This window comes from Ileibacterium valens, assembly GCF_001945525.1.
GTDB lineage: Bacteria > Bacillota_I > Bacilli_A > Erysipelotrichales > Erysipelotrichaceae > Ileibacterium > Ileibacterium valens.
This window is the reverse complement of sequence record NZ_MPJW01000061.1, coordinates 1-21,770: the sequence shown is the minus strand read 5'-3', so window position 1 is coordinate 21,770 and position 21,770 is coordinate 1. Positions and strand designations below refer to the sequence as shown.

Genomic DNA, 21,770 nt, shown 5'->3' with positions numbered 1-21,770 from the left:
GTTTGCGTATCCTGCAAAAAGGATTAAAAACCGGCACATTTGCCTGAAAAAAGGAGGATTCTCATGAATAAACTCGCAGCAGTCAGCCTGAGCGCTGTTGTCTGGCTTGGCAGTACTTCACCTGTTTTAGCCAATGTAAAAAGCCAGCCGATTGTACCTGTGGCAGCAGTTGTTGATGTTAAGGATATGAGCAGTCAGGATTTTATTCAGACGTATGCCGGAACTAAAATTACGACACAGGACTCTTTAAAAGCGACTAAGGAAGAATGGATCTGGTTTAAAGAAGCAAACCGCGAAAATTATCAGCTTCTTCTGGATGGAAATTCTGTTTTTAATCAGCTTTCAGAGCCAATCCAAAAAGAAATTCTGGCTTCCTATAATGAACAGAAAATTGACTATTTTGTTCTGATTGATAATGCGAAAAATATCAAGGAACAGATTGATCAGGAAAATGCAAAAATTCAGGAAGAAATACGGATCAAAGAGCAGCAGGAAGCTCAGAATTTAAAAAAGCAGGAAGAAGAGGCTAAAGCAGCAAAAGAAGCTAATAAAGCTGCAGAAAACTCCAATAATCAGCCAGCTGATGAAATTGTTCAGGAGAATATTCAGAATTCACCTCAACAACAGCCTTCAAAAACTGAAGCGACAGTTTCGCAGACTCAGCAGGATGAAGAGCCTGAACTTGCTGCAAAGCCAGAAAATACAGAAAATATAAAAGATGATGTTAAGACAGATCAGTCTTCTTCAGCAGTGACTGATTCTGGAAACAAAACAGATTCTTCAAAAGATAAACCAGCGAATAACTCTTCTGATCAGAATCAGACGGATTCTTCTGCTGATCTGACTGACGAGGATAAAAATCCGGTGAAACCTGGCTCGGATTTATCAGATACAGTAAATGACAATACAGATCAGAATCCAGACGATTCGAATGAGAACAAGGATAATGATGAAAACCAGGAAGCTTTGTTGTATCAATCTTCCCTGAGCTCAGATTCACTTGGCACGATTGAGTATTCTGCCCATGGAAAGGAAATCAGGGATCCAAAAACAGCGCTGATTCTGGCCAATGCATTGAAGGTTGATCCTGATGATCTGAGTCTTTATGTCGATGTTTTATTTACTTCCACAAAAGATGGTTTTCAGGCCAGTTCAGATCCAATTTCTGCAGTGAAGGTGAATAATGAAGGGTTCAGCCGATTCTATACCCTTGAAAAAGATGAGACTCAGGGAACGATAACCTGGATTCAGCCAGCTTCAGTAAGAATTGATTACGCTTCAGGTAAGATCTCGTTTTCATCAACAAGCCAGGATTCAGTCCTGCTTTCTGGTCTTGAAGATCCTGATGACTCTGCAAATGCAGAAGCAGGATCTGATGAAAAGACAGACACTGCAAATAAAAATGAAAATACGAATCAGCCTGTAAACTCAGACAATTCATCTGATTCTGCTACAGAAGAAAAAGATAAAACAGAAACGGAAAAACCAGATTCTGAAAAAAACGATTCTGAACAGGAAGAGTCAATAAATACTGATGATCTCCCATATATGCCAGACCATTCATTGAACGAAGGATTAGCGCTTGTAAAGGGTTCTGCAGAACCCCAGAAGAATTCAATAATCGCATTGGCTGCCGAAGTTAAACCAGGTACAAATACTAAAGCGGTTCAGAATGGCGTCGGAGCCATTGGAGATGCTTCTTCGCTTTCTGCGGTGAATAAGAATAATACTTCCAGGAAGTCCGATTCTTCCAGAATTCAGCCAGTGAACCGATTGAATTCGAATGCGGTCAACTCATTCATCAATACCTATTGTTCGAATAGCGCCGGGCAGATTTATCTGCAGGCCTGGTCAGCAAATTACAAACAGATCATGTCAGGATATTCAGTCTGGAAAACACTGGATTTTGCAGATAAACAGGCAATTAATGCCAGACTGGCCGAAGTCGGATCTGTTTCATACACATCACTTTATCGACAGGCTCATCGGGTGCTGCTCGGGCTTGGTATTGTTTCTTCAAACACACAGCTTAAGAAACCAACCGCAGCAAATCGTCCGGCGACTGCCACAGCTGAACATGGCTTGACCTATTCTTATATGACAGTTCTTTTTGGATCGCTTTGTGGTCTGTTTTTGAAAAAATCCTTAAAAAAGGATCCGGATTAACAGCCTATGGCTTTTGAAATTCATATCCTCCAGCAGAGTAAGAAACGTAATTTTACTCTGCTGTTTTCATTGTGATGTTTTTGTTATGATTAACCACAGGAGGCGGTTTGATGCCATCTACAAAATTTAGTGAAAGTGAAATTAACCGGGCCGCCCAGCTGAAAGAACAGCAGCTGTATCGTGAAGAAGGGTTCAGAAAAGCAAAACCACTTAAAAGAACCTTTGATGATTATGAAAATCATCTCTTTGCTTTTTTGATCGATCTGAACATCTGTCTGCTGCCGGTTTATATCTGGGCTATTGAATTTATTCTGATCCTTACGGGGCTGATTCCTCCCCATTTCTTTGACTGGCTGTTTTATCTGATGTATGCTCTTCTGTTTTTCTGCAGCTGTGTTTTAATGCCGCTGCGCTTAGCGGCTACGCGAGGGCAGACATGGGGTATGCAGGTTGTTGGAATCAAATTGGTAGATATCTCGATGCAAGAAGCTCCCCTCATGCGGCTTGTTCTTCGGGAGCTTCTTGGATTTGGAATTCCAATCATGCTTTTTGGATATTTCTTTTCGATTACCGGGCTGTTAGTCTGGTGGGCTGTATCCATCCTGGTTGTTCTGGCCAGCAATAAGCAGCAGACTTTGTTTGACTGGGTTTTTTCCCTGATTCCAGTCTACGTTCCTTCCTATAAAATTCGATTAGGAAATCCATTCAGACATATTCTTTCTCATAATGAAGAACAGCCTGTAAATGAAGTTGAGCAGCCAAAAGAAGCAGAGCCTGAACAAAAAGAAGAGCAGAAAGCTGAACCGGCAAATCCAGTGCCTTCATCATCCGTTTCGCCGATTGATCTTCATATCCGATCGAGTTATTCGGATGATGCCAGCGATGATGTTGAGGAAATTTTTAAAAAGGCCAAGCAGCAGAATATGCGGGTGATTTCAATTACAGACCATAACTGCGCAAGAGCCAACGCGCAGGCCTTACGGTTTGCGGCCATGTATGACATCCAATATATCCCTGGAATGGAAGCAGATGTCTCTTTGAATAATCAAAGAGTCCGAATTCTCGGTTACTACATCGACTGGACGAATCCAGTCTTTGATGAAGTCGAGAAGAATTCTTTGAAGCGCGAAAAAGAAGCTTCATTGAAAAGAGCACAGGCTTTTGAGAAGCTGATGAATATTCGAATTGATCTGGATTCAATCCTTTCCAAATCCCGCTTTCAGATCCTGACTGGAGCGGATCTTACCAATATGGTATTTAGAAATCCCAGAACCAGACAGCTTGAACCAGTACAAAAGGCAATCCGTCAGGCAGAAGGCGATGAACAGAAAGCACGTGAAATCTTTATTGAGGAGTATTTCACGCAAGGCAAACCCTGCTATATCGAACGTACCTATCCGGATGCTATCAGTTTTATTGATGCCATTCACGAATCCGGAGGTATGGCTGTTTTGTCTGGCTGGCATGTCGATGAACTCGACAATGAAACTCTGGTGGATCTCATCGAAGCCGGTCTGGATGGTCTTGAAGTCTTCACCCCGGATGTCGATTCAAAAACTGCGGCCTTCCTGTTAAAAGTAGCCAGTGATGAAAAACTGTTTGTTACTGCTGGAAGTGATTATCACGGAAGCAAACGTCCGGACCGTGAACTTGGAAAAACAAATTGTCCTGCTAAAGGACTTCATTCTGTTGAAGTCTTTACCCGTGCGCTGGACAATGAAAAGCCGGATCCAAATATGCCTCGCGCATAACTTCAGCCTGGACAAACAGGATATGTTTCTCTTGAATTGATTACACAAAAACACTGCATGAATCAGATCCGGTTCATGCAGTGTTTTTGCTTTTATATGGATTGCGGTTGTTTGGGTTATGAAGGATCAAATGAAAATTCATGGTGAATTAAGCGATCACCGACGTAATCAAGTTTCAGAAAAAAGAATGGAGCATTATTTTTAAGGCAATCTAAAAACAGAAAATCACCTTCCCATAAGGGCAATTGGTTAACTTCATCCAATCTGATCCATTCAAGAACACCTTCTGAACATTCCTTTAATTCTCCGGAAATCTCACTGCCGGAAAAAAGAAACATCTGTTCAGAAAACAGGTCATCTTCTTCATGCTTTCGGAAATTAAAAGTCACAATTCCTCGAAGCTCTGGATCATGCCAGACTAATCCTGTTTCTTCAAGACATTCTCTTTTCATGCATTCCAATGCGGTTTCTCCAGGTTCGAATTTGCCGCCGATCCCGATCCATTTATCATGGTTAATATCATTATTTTTCTTGACTCGATGCAGCATCAGCCAGCATCCGTTTCGTTCAATATATCCAAGTGTTGTATTTTGCATTCTCTTCTCCTGAACATTCAAAATGCTCAATATTTCAAAATTAGATTTGTTTCATATAAGACACGATGAACTTTGTGACGAGTTGTAAGACCCTTTGTTCAATATGATACACTAGCTATACCATTCTGTTTTTTTGCAGAGTAAGAAATTCATTGCGCAGAGAATCACCTGAAAACGATCTGCCCAATTCTGGCAGCGGCTTGCTGCCTATAGATAACAGGAAAGGATGAAGAGCTATGGAAAAGAAAGAACCATATTTTCTGACGACGGCTATTGCTTATACTTCCGGCCGTCCCCATATTGGGAATACCTATGAAATTATTCTCAGTGATGCAATTGCCCGCTTTAAAAGAAAGCAGGGCTACGATGTGTTTTTTCAGACTGGGACCGATGAACATGGAATCAAAATTGAAGAAAAAGCAGCAGCTGCTGGAGTAAGCCCTCAGGAATTTGTTGATGGTGTTAAACAGCAGATTCAAAGCAACTGGGATTTAATGAATACATCATACGATTACTTTATTCGTACGACTGATGAAGACCATGTTCGTATCGTTCAGAAAATTTTTAAGAAACTTTACGAACAGGGAGACATTTATAAAGGCGAATATGAGGGATGGTACTGTACTCCATGTGAATCTTTCTGGACCGAATCTCAGCTCGTCGATGGAAACTGTCCGGATTGCGGCAGACCTGTACAGAAAGCAAAAGAGGAAGCATACTTCTTCAATATGCAAAAATATGCGGATCGGCTGATTCAGTATATCGAAGATCATCCAGAATTTATTCAGCCTGAAAGCCGTAAGAATGAAATGCTCAATAACTTCCTGCGTCCAGGACTGCAGGATCTGTGCGTTTCAAGAAGTTCATTTACCTGGGGAGTGCCAGTAGACTTTGATGACAAGCACGTCGTTTATGTATGGTTGGATGCCCTGACAAACTATATTACTTCTCTTGGGTATGATCCTTATGCCGAAAAACAAAGTGAAGAGTTCACCAAATTCTGGCCGGGAACTCATATTATTGGAAAAGATATTTTACGATTCCATACAATTTACTGGCCGATCTTCCTGATGGCTTTGGATCTGCCTCTTCCAAAACAGGTATTTGGACATCCATGGCTGCTTGTGGGCGAAGGAAAGATGTCCAAGTCCAAAGGGAATGTTATTTATGCAGAAGACCTGGTTGAAAAATTTGGGGTAGATGCAGTTCGATACTATTGTCTGCATGAAATCCCATTTGGATCGGATGGAACGATTACGTGGGATTTAGTCGTTGAAAGAATCAACTCAGATCTGGCGAATATTCTTGGAAATCTGGTATCCAGAACGATTGCCATGAATCAGAAGTATTTTGATGGGGAAGTCCATAATCCAAATGTGAATGAAGAAGTAGATGAACAGCTCAAGGAAACGGCGAAGGAAGCTGTAAACAATACCATCGCTAAAATGGAAGAATTCCGCGTTAAGGATGCTCTGGATGAAATTTTCACTCTGCTTCGCCGTTCAAATAAATATATCGATGAAACAGAACCCTGGATTCTGGCCAGAGATCCAGAAAAGAAAGACCGCCTGCAGACAGTTCTTTATAACTTGCTTGAAAGTCTCCGTATTAGTGCAATTCTTCTTGAGCCATTCATGCCAGATACTGGAAAGACGATCCTTGATCTGCTGAACACCGATCAGCGCTCTTTAGAATCCGCAGAAACATTTGGGCTTCTTGAAGAAGGTATTCATACAGCACCTAAAGCTCCCGCTTTATTTGCCAGAATTGATCCGAAAAAATTTGCAGAAGAAATGGGTGAACAGGCTGCAGATTTAAAGAAGGAAAATAAAAAAGTAGAGAAGCAGCAGAAAAAGGCAAAAAAAGAAGAATCAAAAAAAGAAAAGAAGAATGAATCTGAAATCAAAAAAGAAGCTGAGTTCAGTGATTTTGAAAAGATCGAATTGAAAGCTGGAAAGATTCTCAGTGCGAAAAGACATCCTAAAGCGGATCGGCTGCTGATTGAAGAAGTAGATCTTGGAAACGGAGATGTTCGTCAGATCGTCAGTGGAATCGCTGAAAAATATACTCCAGAGGAAATTACTGGGAAAACAGTTTTGGTAGTTTCAAATCTGAAACCTGCCAAACTGCGTGGAGAACTTTCAAGCGGAATGATTCTCTGTGCTGATTCAGCAGATGGCTATGAAGTCATTTTCCTTCCAGACTCAATTCAACCGGGAACTGTCCTTCGTTAGTAACCAGAATGAATAATTACCAGAAAGCCCTGTTTACTCAGCTTCAGGTAGCCGGATTAGGAATTGTCGTCATGGCCATGGGAATTCTGCGCTATGATTCACTGAAAATTTTTATCTTCGTAGGAGCCGGAATTTTCCTGTTTGGGCTGATTCGCTTTCTCACATTAAAAAAATTGATGAAAAATATCGCTTTAAATGATGATCCTGCCGTGGACGATAATCCAGTTCTCAAGGAATCCTTTTCCTGGAGAAATCTGGTAGACAGTCAGGAAAATCTTCAGGAATCTGATGATAAGAAAGAGAAAAAACAATAAGGTTATTTTCGCAATCGCTTAACCAGTGAGAAAATCGAATCAATTGTGAGCTGTTTTCTCAGGTTGTAAAATACCTGATTCAGGACAGTTGAAATGCCGATTGAATCACTTATAATTCTAATGAATCTGTTATCAAGAGTCAGGGGAGAGAGTTAGCTCGCAGATCCTGCGCCAACCGTTCATCCGGTGGTCCGGCTAACATCGATAATGAGCAGAAGAGATCAGCTCAGACATGCTCAGGCGTGTCTGAGTTTTTTAATAAGTTGAGTCATTATAGATTTGGAAAGGAAGCAGGAATATGAAAGATTATATTTTTACCAGTGAATCAGTCACAGAAGGGCATCCAGATAAAGTTTGCGATCTGATCGCAGATTCTATTCTCGATGCAGCATTAGAACAGGATCCTTTGTCGAACATGGCTGTAGAAGCCACAATCAAGGATGATTTTATCCTCGTTTATGGGGAAGCAAATACGAAGGCTGTTCTGGATTATGAAAAAATTGCAAAAGACGTTCTCAAAGAAATTGGATATCCAGAAGACTATAAAGTGACAGTGGTCGTGAACGAGCAATCCAAAGAAATTCATGATGCCGTCAATAAGAATGAGGATGGAACTCTGGAAGTGGCAGCTGGTGACCAGGGAATCATGTTCGGTTATGCATCCAATGAAACAAAAGAGCTGATGCCAGCGCCAATTTATTATGCTCACCTTCTTTCAAGACAGCTTTCTAAAGTCAGAAGAAGCATGCCAGATGTTCTTAAACCAGATGGAAAAACCCAGGTTTCTGTTGAGTACAGGGATGATAAGCCGGTAAGAATCGATACAATTGTCGTATCCACTCAGCATTCTAAGGATGTTGATTTAGAAGAAGTTCAGAAGATCGTGCGCGAACAGGTGATTGATGCTGTTATTCCAGCAGAGATGCTCGATGAAAATACGAAATATTTTATAAATCCAAGCGGATCGTTTGTCGTTGGGGGATCCTTCGGAGATTCTGGTACGACTGGACGAAAAATTGTCTGCGATACTTATGGAGGTATGGGACATATCGGCGGAGGCTGCTTCTCATCAAAAGATCCAACCAAAGTCGACCGGTCAGCCGCTTATTATGCAAGATGGGTAGCCAAAAACCTGGTAGCAGCCGGTCTGGCAGATAAGGTTGAAGTAGAAGTTGCCTACGCGATTGGACGCAAGGAGCCGGTAGCTATCATGGTTGATTCCTTCAATACAGGAAAAGTCAGCGATGCAAAACTACTTGAGATCATCAATAAAAATTTCAATTTTGAAGTTGGAAACATTCTTGATGAGCTCGATTTAAGAAAACCAATTTATCGCACAACAACTAACTATGGACATTTCGGGGATCCTAAACTTCCGTGGGAAAGAATTATTGACTTAGAGATGTAATTGAATTCTGTAATGAATAATCATTAATAAATTTGATCCGGCTGGAACGTTCAATTGGAACATTCCAGCTTTTTTCTGAAAATCTGGTTAATAAACGAAGGGGTGTTAAAGATGATTTCAGTCGTGTTGCCATGCTACAGAGAATCAATCGATTTACTTGAGCAGTCAATTGATTCGATTTTGAATCAGAGTTATAAGGATTTTGAACTGATAGTGATTCTGGATGATCCGAAAAATTCACAGATAGTCAACTTTATGGATAAGAAGAAGCTAATGGATTCTCGAATTCGATTCTTTCAGAATGAAGTAAATCTGGGAGTGAATAGTACGTTGAGAAAAGGATTTTCTAATGCAAAGGGAGAGATCTTTGCCAGGATGGATGCGGATGATATTTCATTACGTGATAGATTTAAAAAGCAGCTGAGCTGGATGAAAGACCATGAACTGGATCTTTGCGGAACGCAGACCGAGGTCATTGATGATAATGGAAAAATCATGTATTCAGCAGCAATGATACCCACTAAGAGTCAGAAAGTTAAAAAAGCTTTGAGATATGGTCAGGTCCTCGCTCATCCAAGCTGGATGATGAAAAGAGAACTTTACGAAAAGTTAAATGGATATAGAGATATTCCAACAGCTGAAGACTATGATTTCACATTGCGAGCAGTTCTTTCAGGTGCAAAAGCTGGGAATGTTCCGGAAGTGTTATTTCAATATCGTATGAGTACTGGTTCTGTCAGCCGCAGCAGCCTCTATGACCAGTACTTAACGATGAAGATCCTTTCAGATAGTTATCGAAATAATAAGGTGGTTGATCCTGATAAGATCAAGAAACAGGTGTTGGCTGATACCAACATAGAAGAATCCGAAAAATATACAATCGCTAATCGAAAGTTCAACAATGGGCTTACATTGTTAAAAAATAGAAATCTGATTAAAGCTTTTTCTAGCCTGGTTCAGGTCCCTTTTATTTCAATGGCTTATATGGATAAAGTTTATCGGTTGATCCGTATAAGTATGCTTAAAAATTAGTTAAAATGGCATATTCTTCAGGTTTTAAATATTGAGATGAACTAATGAACAGCCAACTATTGAAACTATCGACAGGATTGACTCTTGAGTTAGCGTCAACTATCATTTAACTATGAACAAAAAACTACCACTTACTGAATCGGTAGAAGACTATCTTGAATCTATTCTGGTTCTGTCTGAACAGCTTGATCATGTCAGAAGTGTGGATGTAGCCAGTTATCTTGGATTTTCTAAACCTTCTGTATCTCACGCGGTTAAACTGCTTCAGGAAGAAGGCTTGCTTCAGATCGATCCCAAAAAATATCTGATCCTTACCGAAAACGGGAAGGAAGTCGCTCAGTCTACATATCGGCGACATCTGTTTTTTTCTGAAATGCTTGAAAATATAGGAGTACCTCGAGATATTGCTCAAAAAGATGCCTGTCGTATTGAGCACATCATCAGTGAAGAAACATTTGAAGCAATTCAAAATTTCTATCAGAAAGCAGAGCAGTTAGAATCAAAACGCAGCGACGATAGCAACTAATAGAGACAGGATTGTACCGAAAAAAGGCTAAATATTGTGATTAAAGTGGCTTAGAAATAGAGCCACTTTTTTTCTTGTCAAAATTCAATGGGCATTATTGAGGAAATGTTATAAGTCGACATCCATATTAAATAAATGGAGTGATACTCCATGGGATTTATTCAAGCTAGATAAGGCGCGCTGATATCATTTTCTTTCTCTTCTTCGGATTATTTATATTCAATAAGTCCAAATAGATATTCGCTTGATTTAAATTTAGTGTTAATTCTGGAATGGTACGACTTAAATGGACTCATAAGTTTATCGTTCTCGTGTTTTACTCTTCGGTCAAAATAGGATATCAGGAAGATGTTCGACAGGAGTAAACCGCCTGCCTTTTATATACTATTCACATAGAGGATGAGAGGTAGGAGAGATTTTACGAATCTGCAATCAGGAAGTATTGGATTGTTTGGGCGAAAGAGTGCATTGGCATTGTATATGGGTTTATCCGGTTAGTTGTGGACAGGCTGGACAGCAGGAACGCTCCTGCAGTTTCATTGGAACAGCAGCTCCAAAACAAAAAAACCAACGAAATATTAATGATGATCATTACTATATTGTCATAGGGACGAAACACGGGAATTGCAGCAGCATCGAATGGATCTGTTTTATCCGTACCCATATCTATTCCTGTAACCATATTTCATCATTAGCGGTTCAGTATCACGATCTCGATGGAGAATTCGGTTCCTTCCCTTCAAGTTTGGATAATTTAAATAATGAATAAGCGTAAAATTGCCATTTTTTTATTGCGGCAAATGCCTATTTAATACAATTTTCATCAAGGCTATCCAGCGCCTCGTCATCTGGATCATAAAGAATACAAAATATGTATGCTGTTAATGAAACAAAGGGAAATAGAAGCTTTGTTTTGATCAAAAAATATAGGGTTTAGCATCAATTCCATGTTAAACCGTTTTTTTTTAAGTCAATTTGTTAAGGAATCTTTTGGAAAAAACAATCACACAAGACTGATTTATTGTCTCATAATGCTTGAATATATTCACAAAATGGTAAAACTCTATTCAAAATAACAAAAATTACGACAAATTATGTTTTTCCTATAGAATTAGTTTCGGAAACGAATATAATTTGTTCGTAGTAATAATTTTTTAGGAAGGAAACATCTTATGAAAAAATCAATTGTTGCTGCCGCTGTCATTGCTGCGACAGGATTCAGCACAGCAGCTGCTGCTGAAGTTTTTGCAGAAGATGCCGTTATTGCAGTTTCTGGTGATGAACAGACTACGCAGGAAACATCAAGTACCCCTTTCATTAATGATAATGAAAAGGCTCAGACCGCAGAACAAGATCTTTCAGCTTTACCTTCAGAGGGTTCTCAAGTTCTGGATGTGGTTTCAACAAATTCAGGTCCTGCTGAAGACCAAACGATTACAGACCTGCCTTCAGGAAATAATAAGAATGAAACGAATCTGAAGGATGAAAATGAAGAAAATAAATCGGAGGGTTCAGATCAGACTGACGAAGTTAAAGAAAATGAAAATGTTCTTCTGAAAAACGAAGAATCTAACCTGGACGATAAGACCTCTATCATTACAGAACTGGTGGTCACTGAAACTCCGAAAGTTCAATTGAATGGCTGGAGCAGCGATAAGCTCAGCTACTTTGAAAACGGACAGGCGCTGATTGGTGTTAAAACAGTCGATGGAAAGCTTTATAACTTTGGTTTAGATGGAAAAATCATTTATGGTCAGAATAAAGTCGGAGAAGAAGCCGGCAGGGAATTATGGGTCTGTGCGGACAAGCAGACTGGTGTTCTGTTTACCGGGCTGACTCATCTGAAAAAAGAATACAATCCTCAAGGTGAAAAAACCGTTTACTATGATAAGAACGGTTACATGCATTTTGGCCAGCTGACTTTAGATAATAAGAACTATTTCTTTGATCAGAAAACAGGAGCTATGGCCGTCAACAAAATTGTGGCGGTTACCGACGATAAGTCCTATTACTATGGAAAAGACGGAACGATGCAATATGGTCAGCATCAGGTTAATAATGACTGGTATTGCTTTGATAACCAGACCGGAGTGATGAAGACAGGAATTGTGAATCTGGATAAGAGTTATCAGCCGGACGATCCAAAAGTGGTTTATTACAACACAAGCAAAAGTGGAAAGACCCCTTATGGAGCCATGGTATATGGAATGGCTAATGTGGGTAAGGACCTTTATTATTTCAAAGATGGTTCCGGAAAGATGCTGACGAATGGTATTGCAGAGGTCACAGTTGACGGAACTAAAGGAAAAATCTATCTAGGCAGTGATGGTAAGGCCATTACCGGAGAAAAAGAGACCGGACCAAATCAGTGGAGATACTTTGACAAGACCACTCATCTGATGGTTGCCGGATTCAAAGATCTGGATAAAATCAAAGATAAAACAGATCAGAATAAGACGGTCTATTACGACACCAAAACAGGAATCATGGCTTATGGCCAGCGCCAGATTGGAAATGACTGGTATTGCTTTGAACGCGGATCTGGAAAAATGATTACTGGATTTTTCTATCTGGATAAGAACTATCAGCCGGATGATCCCAAACTGGTTTACTACAGTCCTAAACAGGAAAACAGAGGAGCCATGCTCTATGGTCTGCAGGAAATCAATGGAAAAAAATACTATCTGATGCCAGGATCTGGAACGAAAGCTGTCAATAAACTGGTAGATGTTACTGGCGGAAAAATCTATCTGGATGGCAATGGAGTAATGGTGACTGGAGAAAAAGAGACAGGCCCCAACCAGTGGAGATTCTTTGATTACAATACCGGATTGATGAAAACAGGATTCCATGACCTGAAGAAGACCGCGGACAAAACTGACCGGGATAAGACGGTCTATTACGACACCAAAACAGGAATCATGGCATATGGACAGCGCCAGATTGGCAATGACTGGTATTGCTTTGAACGCGGATCTGGAAGAATGATTACTGGATTTTTCTATCTAGATAAGAACTATCAGCCGGATGATCCCAAACTGGTTTACTACAGTCCTAAACAGGAAAACAGAGGAGCCATGCTCTATGGTCTGCAGGAAATCAATGGAAAAAAATACTATCTGATGCCAGGATCTGGAACGAAAGCTGTCAATAAACTGGTAGATGTTACTGGCGGAAAAATCTATCTGGATGGCAATGGAGTAATGGTGACTGGAGAAAAAGAGACAGGCCCCAACCAGTGGAGATTCTTTGATTACAATACCGGATTGATGAAAACAGGATTCCATGACCTGAAGAAGACCGCGGACAAAACTGACCGGGATAAGACGGTCTATTACGACACCAAAACAGGAATCATGGTATATGGACAGCGCCAGATTGGAAATGACTGGTATTGCTTTGAACGCGGATCCGGAAGAATGATTACAGGAAAATTCTATCTAGATAAGAATTATCAGCCAAACGATCCAAAGTGGGTTTACTATGAAACAACAGGTAAACCTGGATCCGGACTAGGTAAAATGCTGTATGGAGAAATTGAACGGGACTCTAAAGTCTTCTATGCAGCTCCTGGAAGTGGAAAACTGAAAAACAAATATGCCAGAGTGGAAAAAGATGGTTTTGCTGTCTACAACCAGAATGGAGATCGGGCGGTTAATACACAGTTTGAATATCAGGGCGGCTGGTATTTCATGGATCGGAATGGACAGGTTGCCAAAAACAAACTGGTAAAACTGACGAAGGACCTTGAACCTCAGGGTGAAAAGACAGTTTACTATGGATCTGATGGAAAAATGGTGTATGGCACTCGCAAAATTGATAATAATTGGAAATATTTCCATCCTGGCTCAGGAGCAATGGCTGTTAACGAATTTGTAAATATAAAAAAAGCCTATAACAGTATTCATAATGAAGATCAGAACTATGTTTTTGATAAAAATGGAAATCTGGTTTATCAAGCAGAATACGAGATTAACGGAAGTAAGTTCAAAATTGATCCAGCAACGGGTAAGGCAAAACAAATTTCAACTCGCCCAAGTTGGTGCAAGATAGTCAATGGTCAGGTTATCTTCGATCCCCCTGGTTATCCTACGCTATACGCGGGTGCTAATACAAAGTTGGGTAAGCTTTTGCTTTCTGCTTCCGAACATTGGGGTGCACAATTTTCTTCCGGTGGCCGTGACAATGATAAATATCTTGATTGCATTGGTTTTGTTATGAGAACTTTCAATAAGGCATTTGATCTGCATATGAATGCAGCAAATGTTCATGAATTTGTTACACAAAAAGGATATGCTTATATGCTGCCAAGTGTTAGTTCCCTGGTGCCTGGAGATCTCGTAGTGTATTGTGGAACTTGGACTCCAGTGACAACACGTTTTACTCATTCATCAATTTATGTAGGTAATGGAATGATTATGTACATGGCCCAAGGTGGATGTCAGATTGGTTCAATGTATGACATTGCCTATCATTATGGAGGCCCAGCACCAAGGTATCCAATGCGCCTTCCGGTTTAATGTTACGAAAATAATAGTGATATTCCAAAAAGCTGTTCCGTTATAACACGGATACAGCTTTTTTATGTCATAGGTTAATTAAATTTGCCATAAGTTAATTAAATTTCGATGCATGAATAAGTTTTCAATAATCTAATGCGAATACTTTGGACTCAGCTGATCATGCTTTGTATAATTCAGCAATCCGTAGGAAGACTGATTACAATAGGAGTAGCCGGAAAATGATTAATATTTTACTGGCAGATGGAGGATTGATGATGAGAGCTGAAATCTTGGCGCCAGCGGGAAACAGAGAAGCTTTTGAAGCGGCCTTTGCGGCTGGTGCAGATGCTGTATATATGGGGCTTCCTAAATTTGGGGCTCGTGCTTATGCAGCAAACTTTGGTATGAGTGAAATGAAAGAAGTTATTCATAAAGCCCATCTGGCAGGTATGAAAATCTATATCACTATGAATACGATTCTTGAAGAATCTGAAATTCTGGAAGCTGCTGCCCTGGCTGAAGAAGTCTCTCGTGCAGGTGCAGATGCATTGATTATTCAGGATTTAGGATTGATTCACTATTTACACCATACCTTACCGGAAATAGAACTTCACGCATCAACTCAGGTATCTGTTAATCGGCCAGAACAAATTGAAAAGCTGAAACAATTGGGTGTCACTCGAGTTGTACTTGCCAGAGAAGCCACACTTGAAGAAATTAAAGCCTGTAAAAAGGCTGGTTTGGAGTTGGAAGTTTTCGTCCATGGGGCTCTATGTATTTCTTATTCTGGGCAATGCCAGTTTTCACGGATCCGGTATGGTCGATCAGGGAATAAAGGTTCTTGTGCGCAGCCCTGTCGTATGGAATATACTTTGCTAAAAAATGGAAAGCCTGTTCATGCCTCAGGTACTTATCTTCTGTCTCCTAAAGATCTTTCAATTTTGCAGGATATTCCAGCCCTGCAGAAAGCAGGAGTGGATTCTTTGAAAATAGAAGGCCGTATGAAATCACCGGTCTATGTCTATGAATCCGTTTTGAAAGCAAGAAAAGCGCAGAAAGGAATTCATCTTTCTGATCAGGATATTCGAGAGTTGAGTTTAGCGTACAGCAGAGGATTTACCAGAGGTCATACATTTAATAAGCGCGGCAACGATCTGATGAACAGTCATTCCGGTTCGCATCAGGGGATTGAAATTGGAAAGGTGGTTCGAATCAGTAAAGATCGAATCCAGGTCGAACTGTCTGATGATCTTCATCAGGATGATGGTATTCGATTTGACAGTGAACGATCTTCAACAGGCTGCCGTGTCAATTTTCTTTATGGCAAAGATGGTCGATTAAAATCATCAGCCAAAAAAGCTGAAACTGTTCAGATTCCATTTGTTAAAGGTGTCTTTAATGGAGCACGAGTTCTTAAAACTGTAGATTCTCTGCTTGAAAAAGAAGTGAAAAGAGAAGTACAGCAGACTAAAAGGCAACGGTCAGTTCATTTTGAACTGATTGCAGATGGAGCGGATAAACCGGTATTGCTCCGGGTTCTGTGCGGTCCTTATGAAGCCCAAATTGAAAGAATGATTGCTCAAAATCCCGTTAAACGCCCCACCGCCGAAGATGATTTCATTAAACAGCTCTCGAAGACTGGCAATTCTTTTGCCAAAACAAAGCATATCGATGTGACTATTCTTGAACCGGTTTTTGTTCCTCTAAAAGAGTTGAATCGATTACGTGATGATGTTCTTGACCTTCTGGCCAAACAGATATTAAAACCAAAAGAAATTGACAGAAAAGATTATGATTTCCAGATCAATCAAGTCAGACAGATGCCTAACCTTCTCGAAATTCAAAAGCCACAACAGGTAATAAATTCAACCGAATTGAATGATGATGACAACCAGAATAGTAAGTGGACGATCATCAGTCAGTTTCCAATACAAAATACACATAGGGAAGCTTCATTAAGTGATCAGCAGGGGCTTGTCGGTGTTCACCTCGGTGAAGCACCTATTGTTTCAGGCATGAACATAACCAATTCATACGCGTTGGCTGCGCTGCTTGAAATGGGTTATGAAGGAGCAATTCTCTCACCGGAATTATCCGATGAAGGCCGAAAAGAAATGATTGAATCCTTTGAAAGCAGATATCATCAGAAAGCACCTGTCATTCTTCCGGTTTATGGAGCAAACCAGATGATGTTAATGAATCATTGCCCAATTAATACTGCTTTAAAAGATGGAACAAGAAAAGAATGTGCTGAATGCAGAAAAGCAGATTATCGTCTGGAAGGTAAAGATGGAAAACGGGCCTGGCTTTATGGAGATCCAAAATGCAGAATGCAGGTTTTTGATGAAGATAAAGTGGACCATATTGATGAGATTCAAAGTTTCAAGGAGCAGGGAATCGATTCATTTTTGCTGTCAATGAGTGATGAAGATAAAAATCAGACCAGGCAAGTTCTGGAGCGATTTTCAAAGCATTTTGAAGTTTAAAATAGATGAATGCGCTCCATTTACATGCCATAAAAAATGAGAATGACAGCTCTTTTCATTTCGTTGAAAACAAGTAACATTGAGGATTCAGAAATGATATACTGAAGGTGAATTGAAGGCGAAGGAGGAAATTAAACAATGCCTATTATTACGGATGTTTACGCACGCGAAGTCCTCGACTCTCGTGGAAACCCAACAGTTGAATGCGAAATTACAACTGAATCCGGAGCATACGGACGCGCTATGGTTCCAAGTGGAGCTTCTACTGGTGAAAGAGAAGCCCTCGAACTGCGTGATGGTGACAAAAACCGTTACCTGGGAAAAGGAACTACTAAAGCTGTTGAAAATGTAAACAAGATCATCGCACCTGCCATCATCGGGATGGATGTAACCGATCAGATCCTGATCGATAAAACTATGCTGGAGCTGGATGGAACTGATTTTAAATCCAACTTAGGTGCTAACGCCACATTAGCTGTTTCCATGGCTGCTGCCTGGGCTGCTGCTGATTACTATGGAATTCCTTTCTATAACTACGTTGGTGGATGCAACTCCCATGTAATGCCTGTACCAATGTGCAATGTAATCAATGGTGGCTCACATGCTGACTCTACAGTAGACTTCCAGGAATACATGATTATGCCAGTTGGTGCTTCTTCTGAAAAAGAAGCTGTACGTATGGCTGCTGAAGTATTCCATAATCTGAAATCTGTACTGAAAGCAAAAGGTTATAATACAAACGTTGGTGATGAAGGTGGATTCGCTCCTAGCTGCGTTGATGGAAACGAAGAACCTCTCGAACTGCTCGTTGAAGCTACCAAAAAAGCAGGTTATGTTCCTGGAAAAGATATTATGATCGCTATGGACGTTGCTGCTTCTGAATTCCATAACCACGAAACTGGTATGTATGAACTGAAGAAATCCGGCGGCGGAAACAAGACTTCTGAAGAAATGATCGAAATGTATAAAGAATGGGTTGAAAAATATCCTATTATTTCTATCGAAGACGGTCTTGGAGAACGTGACTGGGATGGTTGGAAGAAACTGACCGATGCTCTCGGAAAACGTATCCAGCTTGTTGGTGACGACCTTTTCGTTACAAATCCTAAGATCCTTGCAGAAGGTATTGCTAAGGGTATCGCTAACTCGATCCTGATCAAAGTTAACCAGATTGGTACTCTGACTGAAACATTCGATGCAATTGAACTGGCTCAGAAACACAACTACACAACTGTTGTATCTCATCGTTCCGGTGAAACAGAAGATTCCACAATCGCTGACATCTCTGTTGGAACAAATGCTGGACAGATTAAGACTGGTTCTCTTTCCAGAACTGACCGTATCGCTAAGTACAACCGTCTGATGCGTATTGAAGACGAACTGAACAAACGCGGAACTGTAAAAGTTGCTGAATACCCAGGAACTGCTGCATTCTATCAGCTCGATATGGCTGCTGTAGAAGCTGACATGGCTAAACAGGGTTAATCAAAAACTAATTTGAATCAAAAATGAAAGACTCCTTCGGGAGTCTTTTTTTATAGAATCCGTTTACATCTTTGGAAAAATATCAGAAAAAATGAACTGGTAAAGCTTTCATTGGGCGTGGTCTTTAAATTCTATTGAGAGAAACTTTATAAATTGTTAAGATTTCCTGGTCAAAGGGGGACTCGAAGCATTATGCGGAAGAAGTCTCCCTTTTTAATTAGTGAATTTGTTCCAAATTATAACTTGAAAACGAAATAGATGAATACAGGAGGTCACAGTATGATGAAAAAAGCATTATTTACCGGTTTGCTTTGCGCTGCAATGGTCACTCCATTTGCTTCTAGAATTCATGAAGTTGAAGCAGCTTCTGATAATCTAAACTTAAAAGCTGTAGATATTCATTCAAATGTCGATATTCCCGTGATGTTTAAAGAAGATACTCTTGCAAAAAGAGATGATCAGCTTCACAGTACTCTGGATCAGAAAATCAAAAAATATACAGAAGGAACCATGATTTCAGGTTCTCATACTGGATTAGCAGAGGTTAAGGTGAAAGGTGAAGTTTACTATGTTTCACCTGCATCATTTACGTATGATCAGTCAGAAATCACAGCCCTGAAGAAGCAGAAAAAAGCGGCTGAAGAAAAGGCGAAAGAAGAAGCCAGAAAGAAAGCAGCGAAAGAAAAAGAAGAAAAGGAAGCTGCAAAGAAAGCTGAAACAAAATCCAGCTCCAATTGGAATGGTTCTGTGCTGAGTGCTTCAGCTGGCGTAAACTATGGACCATCAGGAAAGGAAACTTATTACAATCTACCGATGGATGGAGTTGTTAGCATTATGAGGGGTATCGGAAATAACGAACCGTACTGGGTTCGCGACGATGGAGTAAAGATGCTTGGCAATTATGTCATGATAGCGGCCCATCTGGGGATTCTCCCAAGAGGATCTTTGGTTCCTACATCTCTGGGCATGGGTATTGTTTGTGATACCGGCGGATTTGCAAGTGGAAATCCAACTCAGATCGATATTGCTACTGCCTGGTAGAGTTAATTTTAAAACTAAAAATTGATAAATGTAGATGATTATCCCGTTCGAAAAGACAGCCAACTAGTGCTGTCTTTTTTTGCTTGCGCCAAAAACAATCAGATTTTGAATGATTTAGAGTATTCTGAGATAATTGATAAGTATGTTCTTAAGGTGGCTTGATTTGCCTGTGAACAGATAAAATCGGATAAAAATTTACTGGTTTTATGTTTGGAACAGTGGGAGAAAGAATGGTGTCTGAAAAAAAGAAAGATGTTGCTAAACCATGGATATTATTTGCATTGATTGGCCTGTTGATTCTATTTCGTTTTTTACTGGCTGCAGGTTTAGGAAATACGATTAACTCAGAAGCAGGTTATGATGATGGCTGGTTTGTCAATTCCAGCTATCTGCATTCATACGTTACGGCAAACAGCGCATGGTCAATGATAAAAAGTCCAGTATATTTCGTGTTTCTATGGTTTGTCAGAAAATCTCATATTCCTCTATGGTTCTGGTCAAGTCTTTTATGGCTGGCTGTTTCGGGATTGTGCTGGTTCATTATGTCCAGGTTGACAAAAAATAGGAAAATTTTGTTTTTTGGATTCATATTTATACTTTTTTGTCCAATTGCTTTTGATTATCGTTCGGGACTTAAAATTTACCGATCAATGTTTATGGCACCCTGGCTGGGACTGTTTTTTGAGTCCTACCTTTTGCTGACAATGGATTTCTGGTTAAAAAAGAAAGTGCCTCTTAAGTCTGTATTCTGGGATATTGGACTTGTCTCTGTAACTTATCCGATTGCTTATCTTTCAAAGGAAGACGGACTCTGGCTGCTTGCGGTACTGATATTTACAGTTTCAGCCTGTTTAATCCGAATAGGGGTTGAAATTGCAGAGTATCTCAGAAACAACAGAATACTTAATGATGGTTTTTCAAGTTTACTGAAGAGAAATGGGGTATTGATTTTATTATTAGCTCTACCTTTTTGTGTTTCGTTTGCAGCGAATGAGACAGTTCGCTGCATTAATGAAAAAGCATTCGGAGTGCGTTTGATCAATTCAAGAACAGAAGGAGAATTAGCCCATTTTGCTTCTCTGGTTTATGAGATTGATTCATCAAAACGAGACTCGATTTATTGGGCACCAAACGATGCTTTGTTTTCAGCGATTGAAGCATCACCGACACTGAAAAATGAACCTGAATTACTTAAAAGGATCTATAAAGGCTCCTTCTTCGATCTGAGTAAAGAGCAGATTCATGGAGACTTTATACCGTGGGTCATATTATCTGCTCTTGCAGACAGCAAAACCTGGGAATCAGGAGAAAAAACTCAGGCCTTTTTTGGTCAGGTGAATGATGAAATCGAAGAGGCTTTCAGGCAGGGAAAACTAAAAAAGCAGGAGGGAAGGTTTTTCCTGACAAAACAGGCAGGCAGCAGGAGTGTGGAGGAAATTTTTAATTTATGGCCTTATATGGTCAATACATTAAGAGGAAGTATATTGTTAGACAGCTATAAAGTCACAATGAAACCATCCATAGACAGCAATTCAGGAACTTTTAAAAAAGCACAGAATACTGCGCATGAAGATCTTTTTGCTCCTGCTAATCAGGCTAATCAGGAACAACTCTGGAATAATCGAAAAATTGCCAACGGAATCGCAGAACTCATTTTCTGGATTTATAGAATCATGAATCCACTTTTGTTATTGACTGGTTTTATCAGCTGGGTTTATCTGTTGTTGAATCAATTTAGGCAGATATCAGGAGAACCTAAGATAATCTATCTGTTGTCTTCCGTCTTTTGCATGATAGGAATATGGATTGCATATGTATTTGTCGTAAGCTGGTTTTCAGAATTCATTTTTATAGAAGACGGTTTGGACGACTGGGCAAGAAGCATTCTGACTTTTTATACAGCTGGGGGGATTACTCTTCAATATCTCACAGAAGTCTTTTCAGTGCTGCTTGTTTTTGAATTTTTTAAGAAACTTAAAAGTACGAGACCGCTAAATCCGTAAAATCAGAAGTAAAACACTTTGATTAACGGACAAAATATAAGTTGCAAGACATGAACGACAAAGGGGCTGTTAAATTTCTGACAGTCCAAAAATAAAAAGAGGCACCTGATCCGTAATGGATGAGGTGCCTTTTTTGGTAAAATATGTTCATGCTCAATAAACAAAATTACCAAACACACTATAACTCGATTCAGGGCCGTTTGCCACTGCTCCATTCTCTCTTCCC

13 protein-coding genes are annotated in these 21,770 nt (G+C 40.0%); 12 read left to right on the top strand and 1 reads right to left on the bottom strand.

What is annotated here, in order from left to right; genetic code table 11:
• Positions 1-63 precede the first annotated feature (63 nt).
• Together BO222_RS01855 and BO222_RS01850 are read left to right on the top strand one after the other, a co-directional pair.
• Complete coding sequence (locus tag BO222_RS01855) at positions 64-2,166, top strand: hypothetical protein (protein ID WP_075817856.1); 2,103 nt, start codon at positions 64-66, stop codon at positions 2,164-2,166.
• Positions 2,167-2,276: 110 nt separating this feature from the next.
• On the top strand, positions 2,277-3,917 hold the full coding sequence (locus BO222_RS01850; protein ID WP_075817854.1) for an RDD family protein: 1,641 nt from the start codon (positions 2,277-2,279) through the stop codon (positions 3,915-3,917).
• A gap of 116 nt (positions 3,918-4,033) precedes the next feature.
• On the opposite strand, the gene BO222_RS01845 is transcribed toward BO222_RS01850, so the two are convergent.
• Positions 4,034-4,513 (bottom strand): NUDIX hydrolase, encoded by a 480-nt coding sequence (locus tag BO222_RS01845; RefSeq protein ID WP_075817852.1) that lies wholly within the window; start codon positions 4,511-4,513, stop codon positions 4,034-4,036.
• A 236-nt stretch (positions 4,514-4,749) separates the two neighbouring features.
• Between BO222_RS01845 and metG the strand changes: the two genes are divergently transcribed.
• The 10 genes from metG to BO222_RS01790 all read left to right on the top strand — a co-directional run bounded on the left by metG (position 4,750) and on the right by BO222_RS01790 (position 21,544).
• Positions 4,750-6,747: a methionine--tRNA ligase gene (metG, locus tag BO222_RS01840; protein WP_075817850.1), complete on the top strand. Its 1,998-nt coding sequence runs from the start codon at positions 4,750-4,752 to the stop codon at positions 6,745-6,747.
• Between the two features lie 8 nt (positions 6,748-6,755).
• On the top strand, positions 6,756-7,061 hold the full coding sequence (locus BO222_RS01835) for a hypothetical protein (protein WP_075817848.1): 306 nt from the start codon (positions 6,756-6,758) through the stop codon (positions 7,059-7,061).
• 298 nt (positions 7,062-7,359) lie between these two features.
• Entirely contained in the window at positions 7,360-8,469 is a 1,110-nt protein-coding gene (gene metK, locus BO222_RS01830; RefSeq protein ID WP_075817846.1) for a methionine adenosyltransferase, read from the top strand.
• Between the two features lie 111 nt (positions 8,470-8,580).
• On the top strand, positions 8,581-9,501 hold the full coding sequence (locus BO222_RS01825) for a glycosyltransferase (RefSeq protein ID WP_075817872.1): 921 nt from the start codon (positions 8,581-8,583) through the stop codon (positions 9,499-9,501).
• Between the two features lie 112 nt (positions 9,502-9,613).
• Positions 9,614-10,027 (top strand): metal-dependent transcriptional regulator, encoded by a 414-nt coding sequence (locus BO222_RS01820; RefSeq protein ID WP_075817844.1) that lies wholly within the window; start codon positions 9,614-9,616, stop codon positions 10,025-10,027.
• 1,172 nt (positions 10,028-11,199) lie between these two features.
• Positions 11,200-14,547: an NlpC/P60 family protein gene (locus BO222_RS01810; RefSeq protein WP_075817840.1), complete on the top strand. Its 3,348-nt coding sequence runs from the start codon at positions 11,200-11,202 to the stop codon at positions 14,545-14,547.
• A gap of 221 nt (positions 14,548-14,768) precedes the next feature.
• Positions 14,769-17,015 (top strand): U32 family peptidase, encoded by a 2,247-nt coding sequence (locus BO222_RS01805; protein ID WP_083647627.1) that lies wholly within the window; start codon positions 14,769-14,771, stop codon positions 17,013-17,015.
• 138 nt (positions 17,016-17,153) lie between these two features.
• A complete protein-coding gene (eno, locus tag BO222_RS01800) occupies positions 17,154-18,500 on the top strand; it encodes a phosphopyruvate hydratase (RefSeq protein ID WP_075817836.1) in 1,347 nt (448 codons plus the stop codon).
• Between the two features lie 279 nt (positions 18,501-18,779).
• Positions 18,780-19,541, top strand: a complete 762-nt coding sequence (locus BO222_RS01795; RefSeq protein ID WP_075817834.1) for a hypothetical protein — start codon at positions 18,780-18,782, stop codon at positions 19,539-19,541.
• Between the two features lie 656 nt (positions 19,542-20,197).
• The gene (locus BO222_RS01790) at positions 20,198-21,544 is read left to right on the top strand and encodes a hypothetical protein (RefSeq protein ID WP_143356900.1); all 1,347 of its coding nucleotides are present in this window, start codon (positions 20,198-20,200) and stop codon (positions 21,542-21,544) included.
• Positions 21,545-21,770 lie beyond the last annotated feature (226 nt).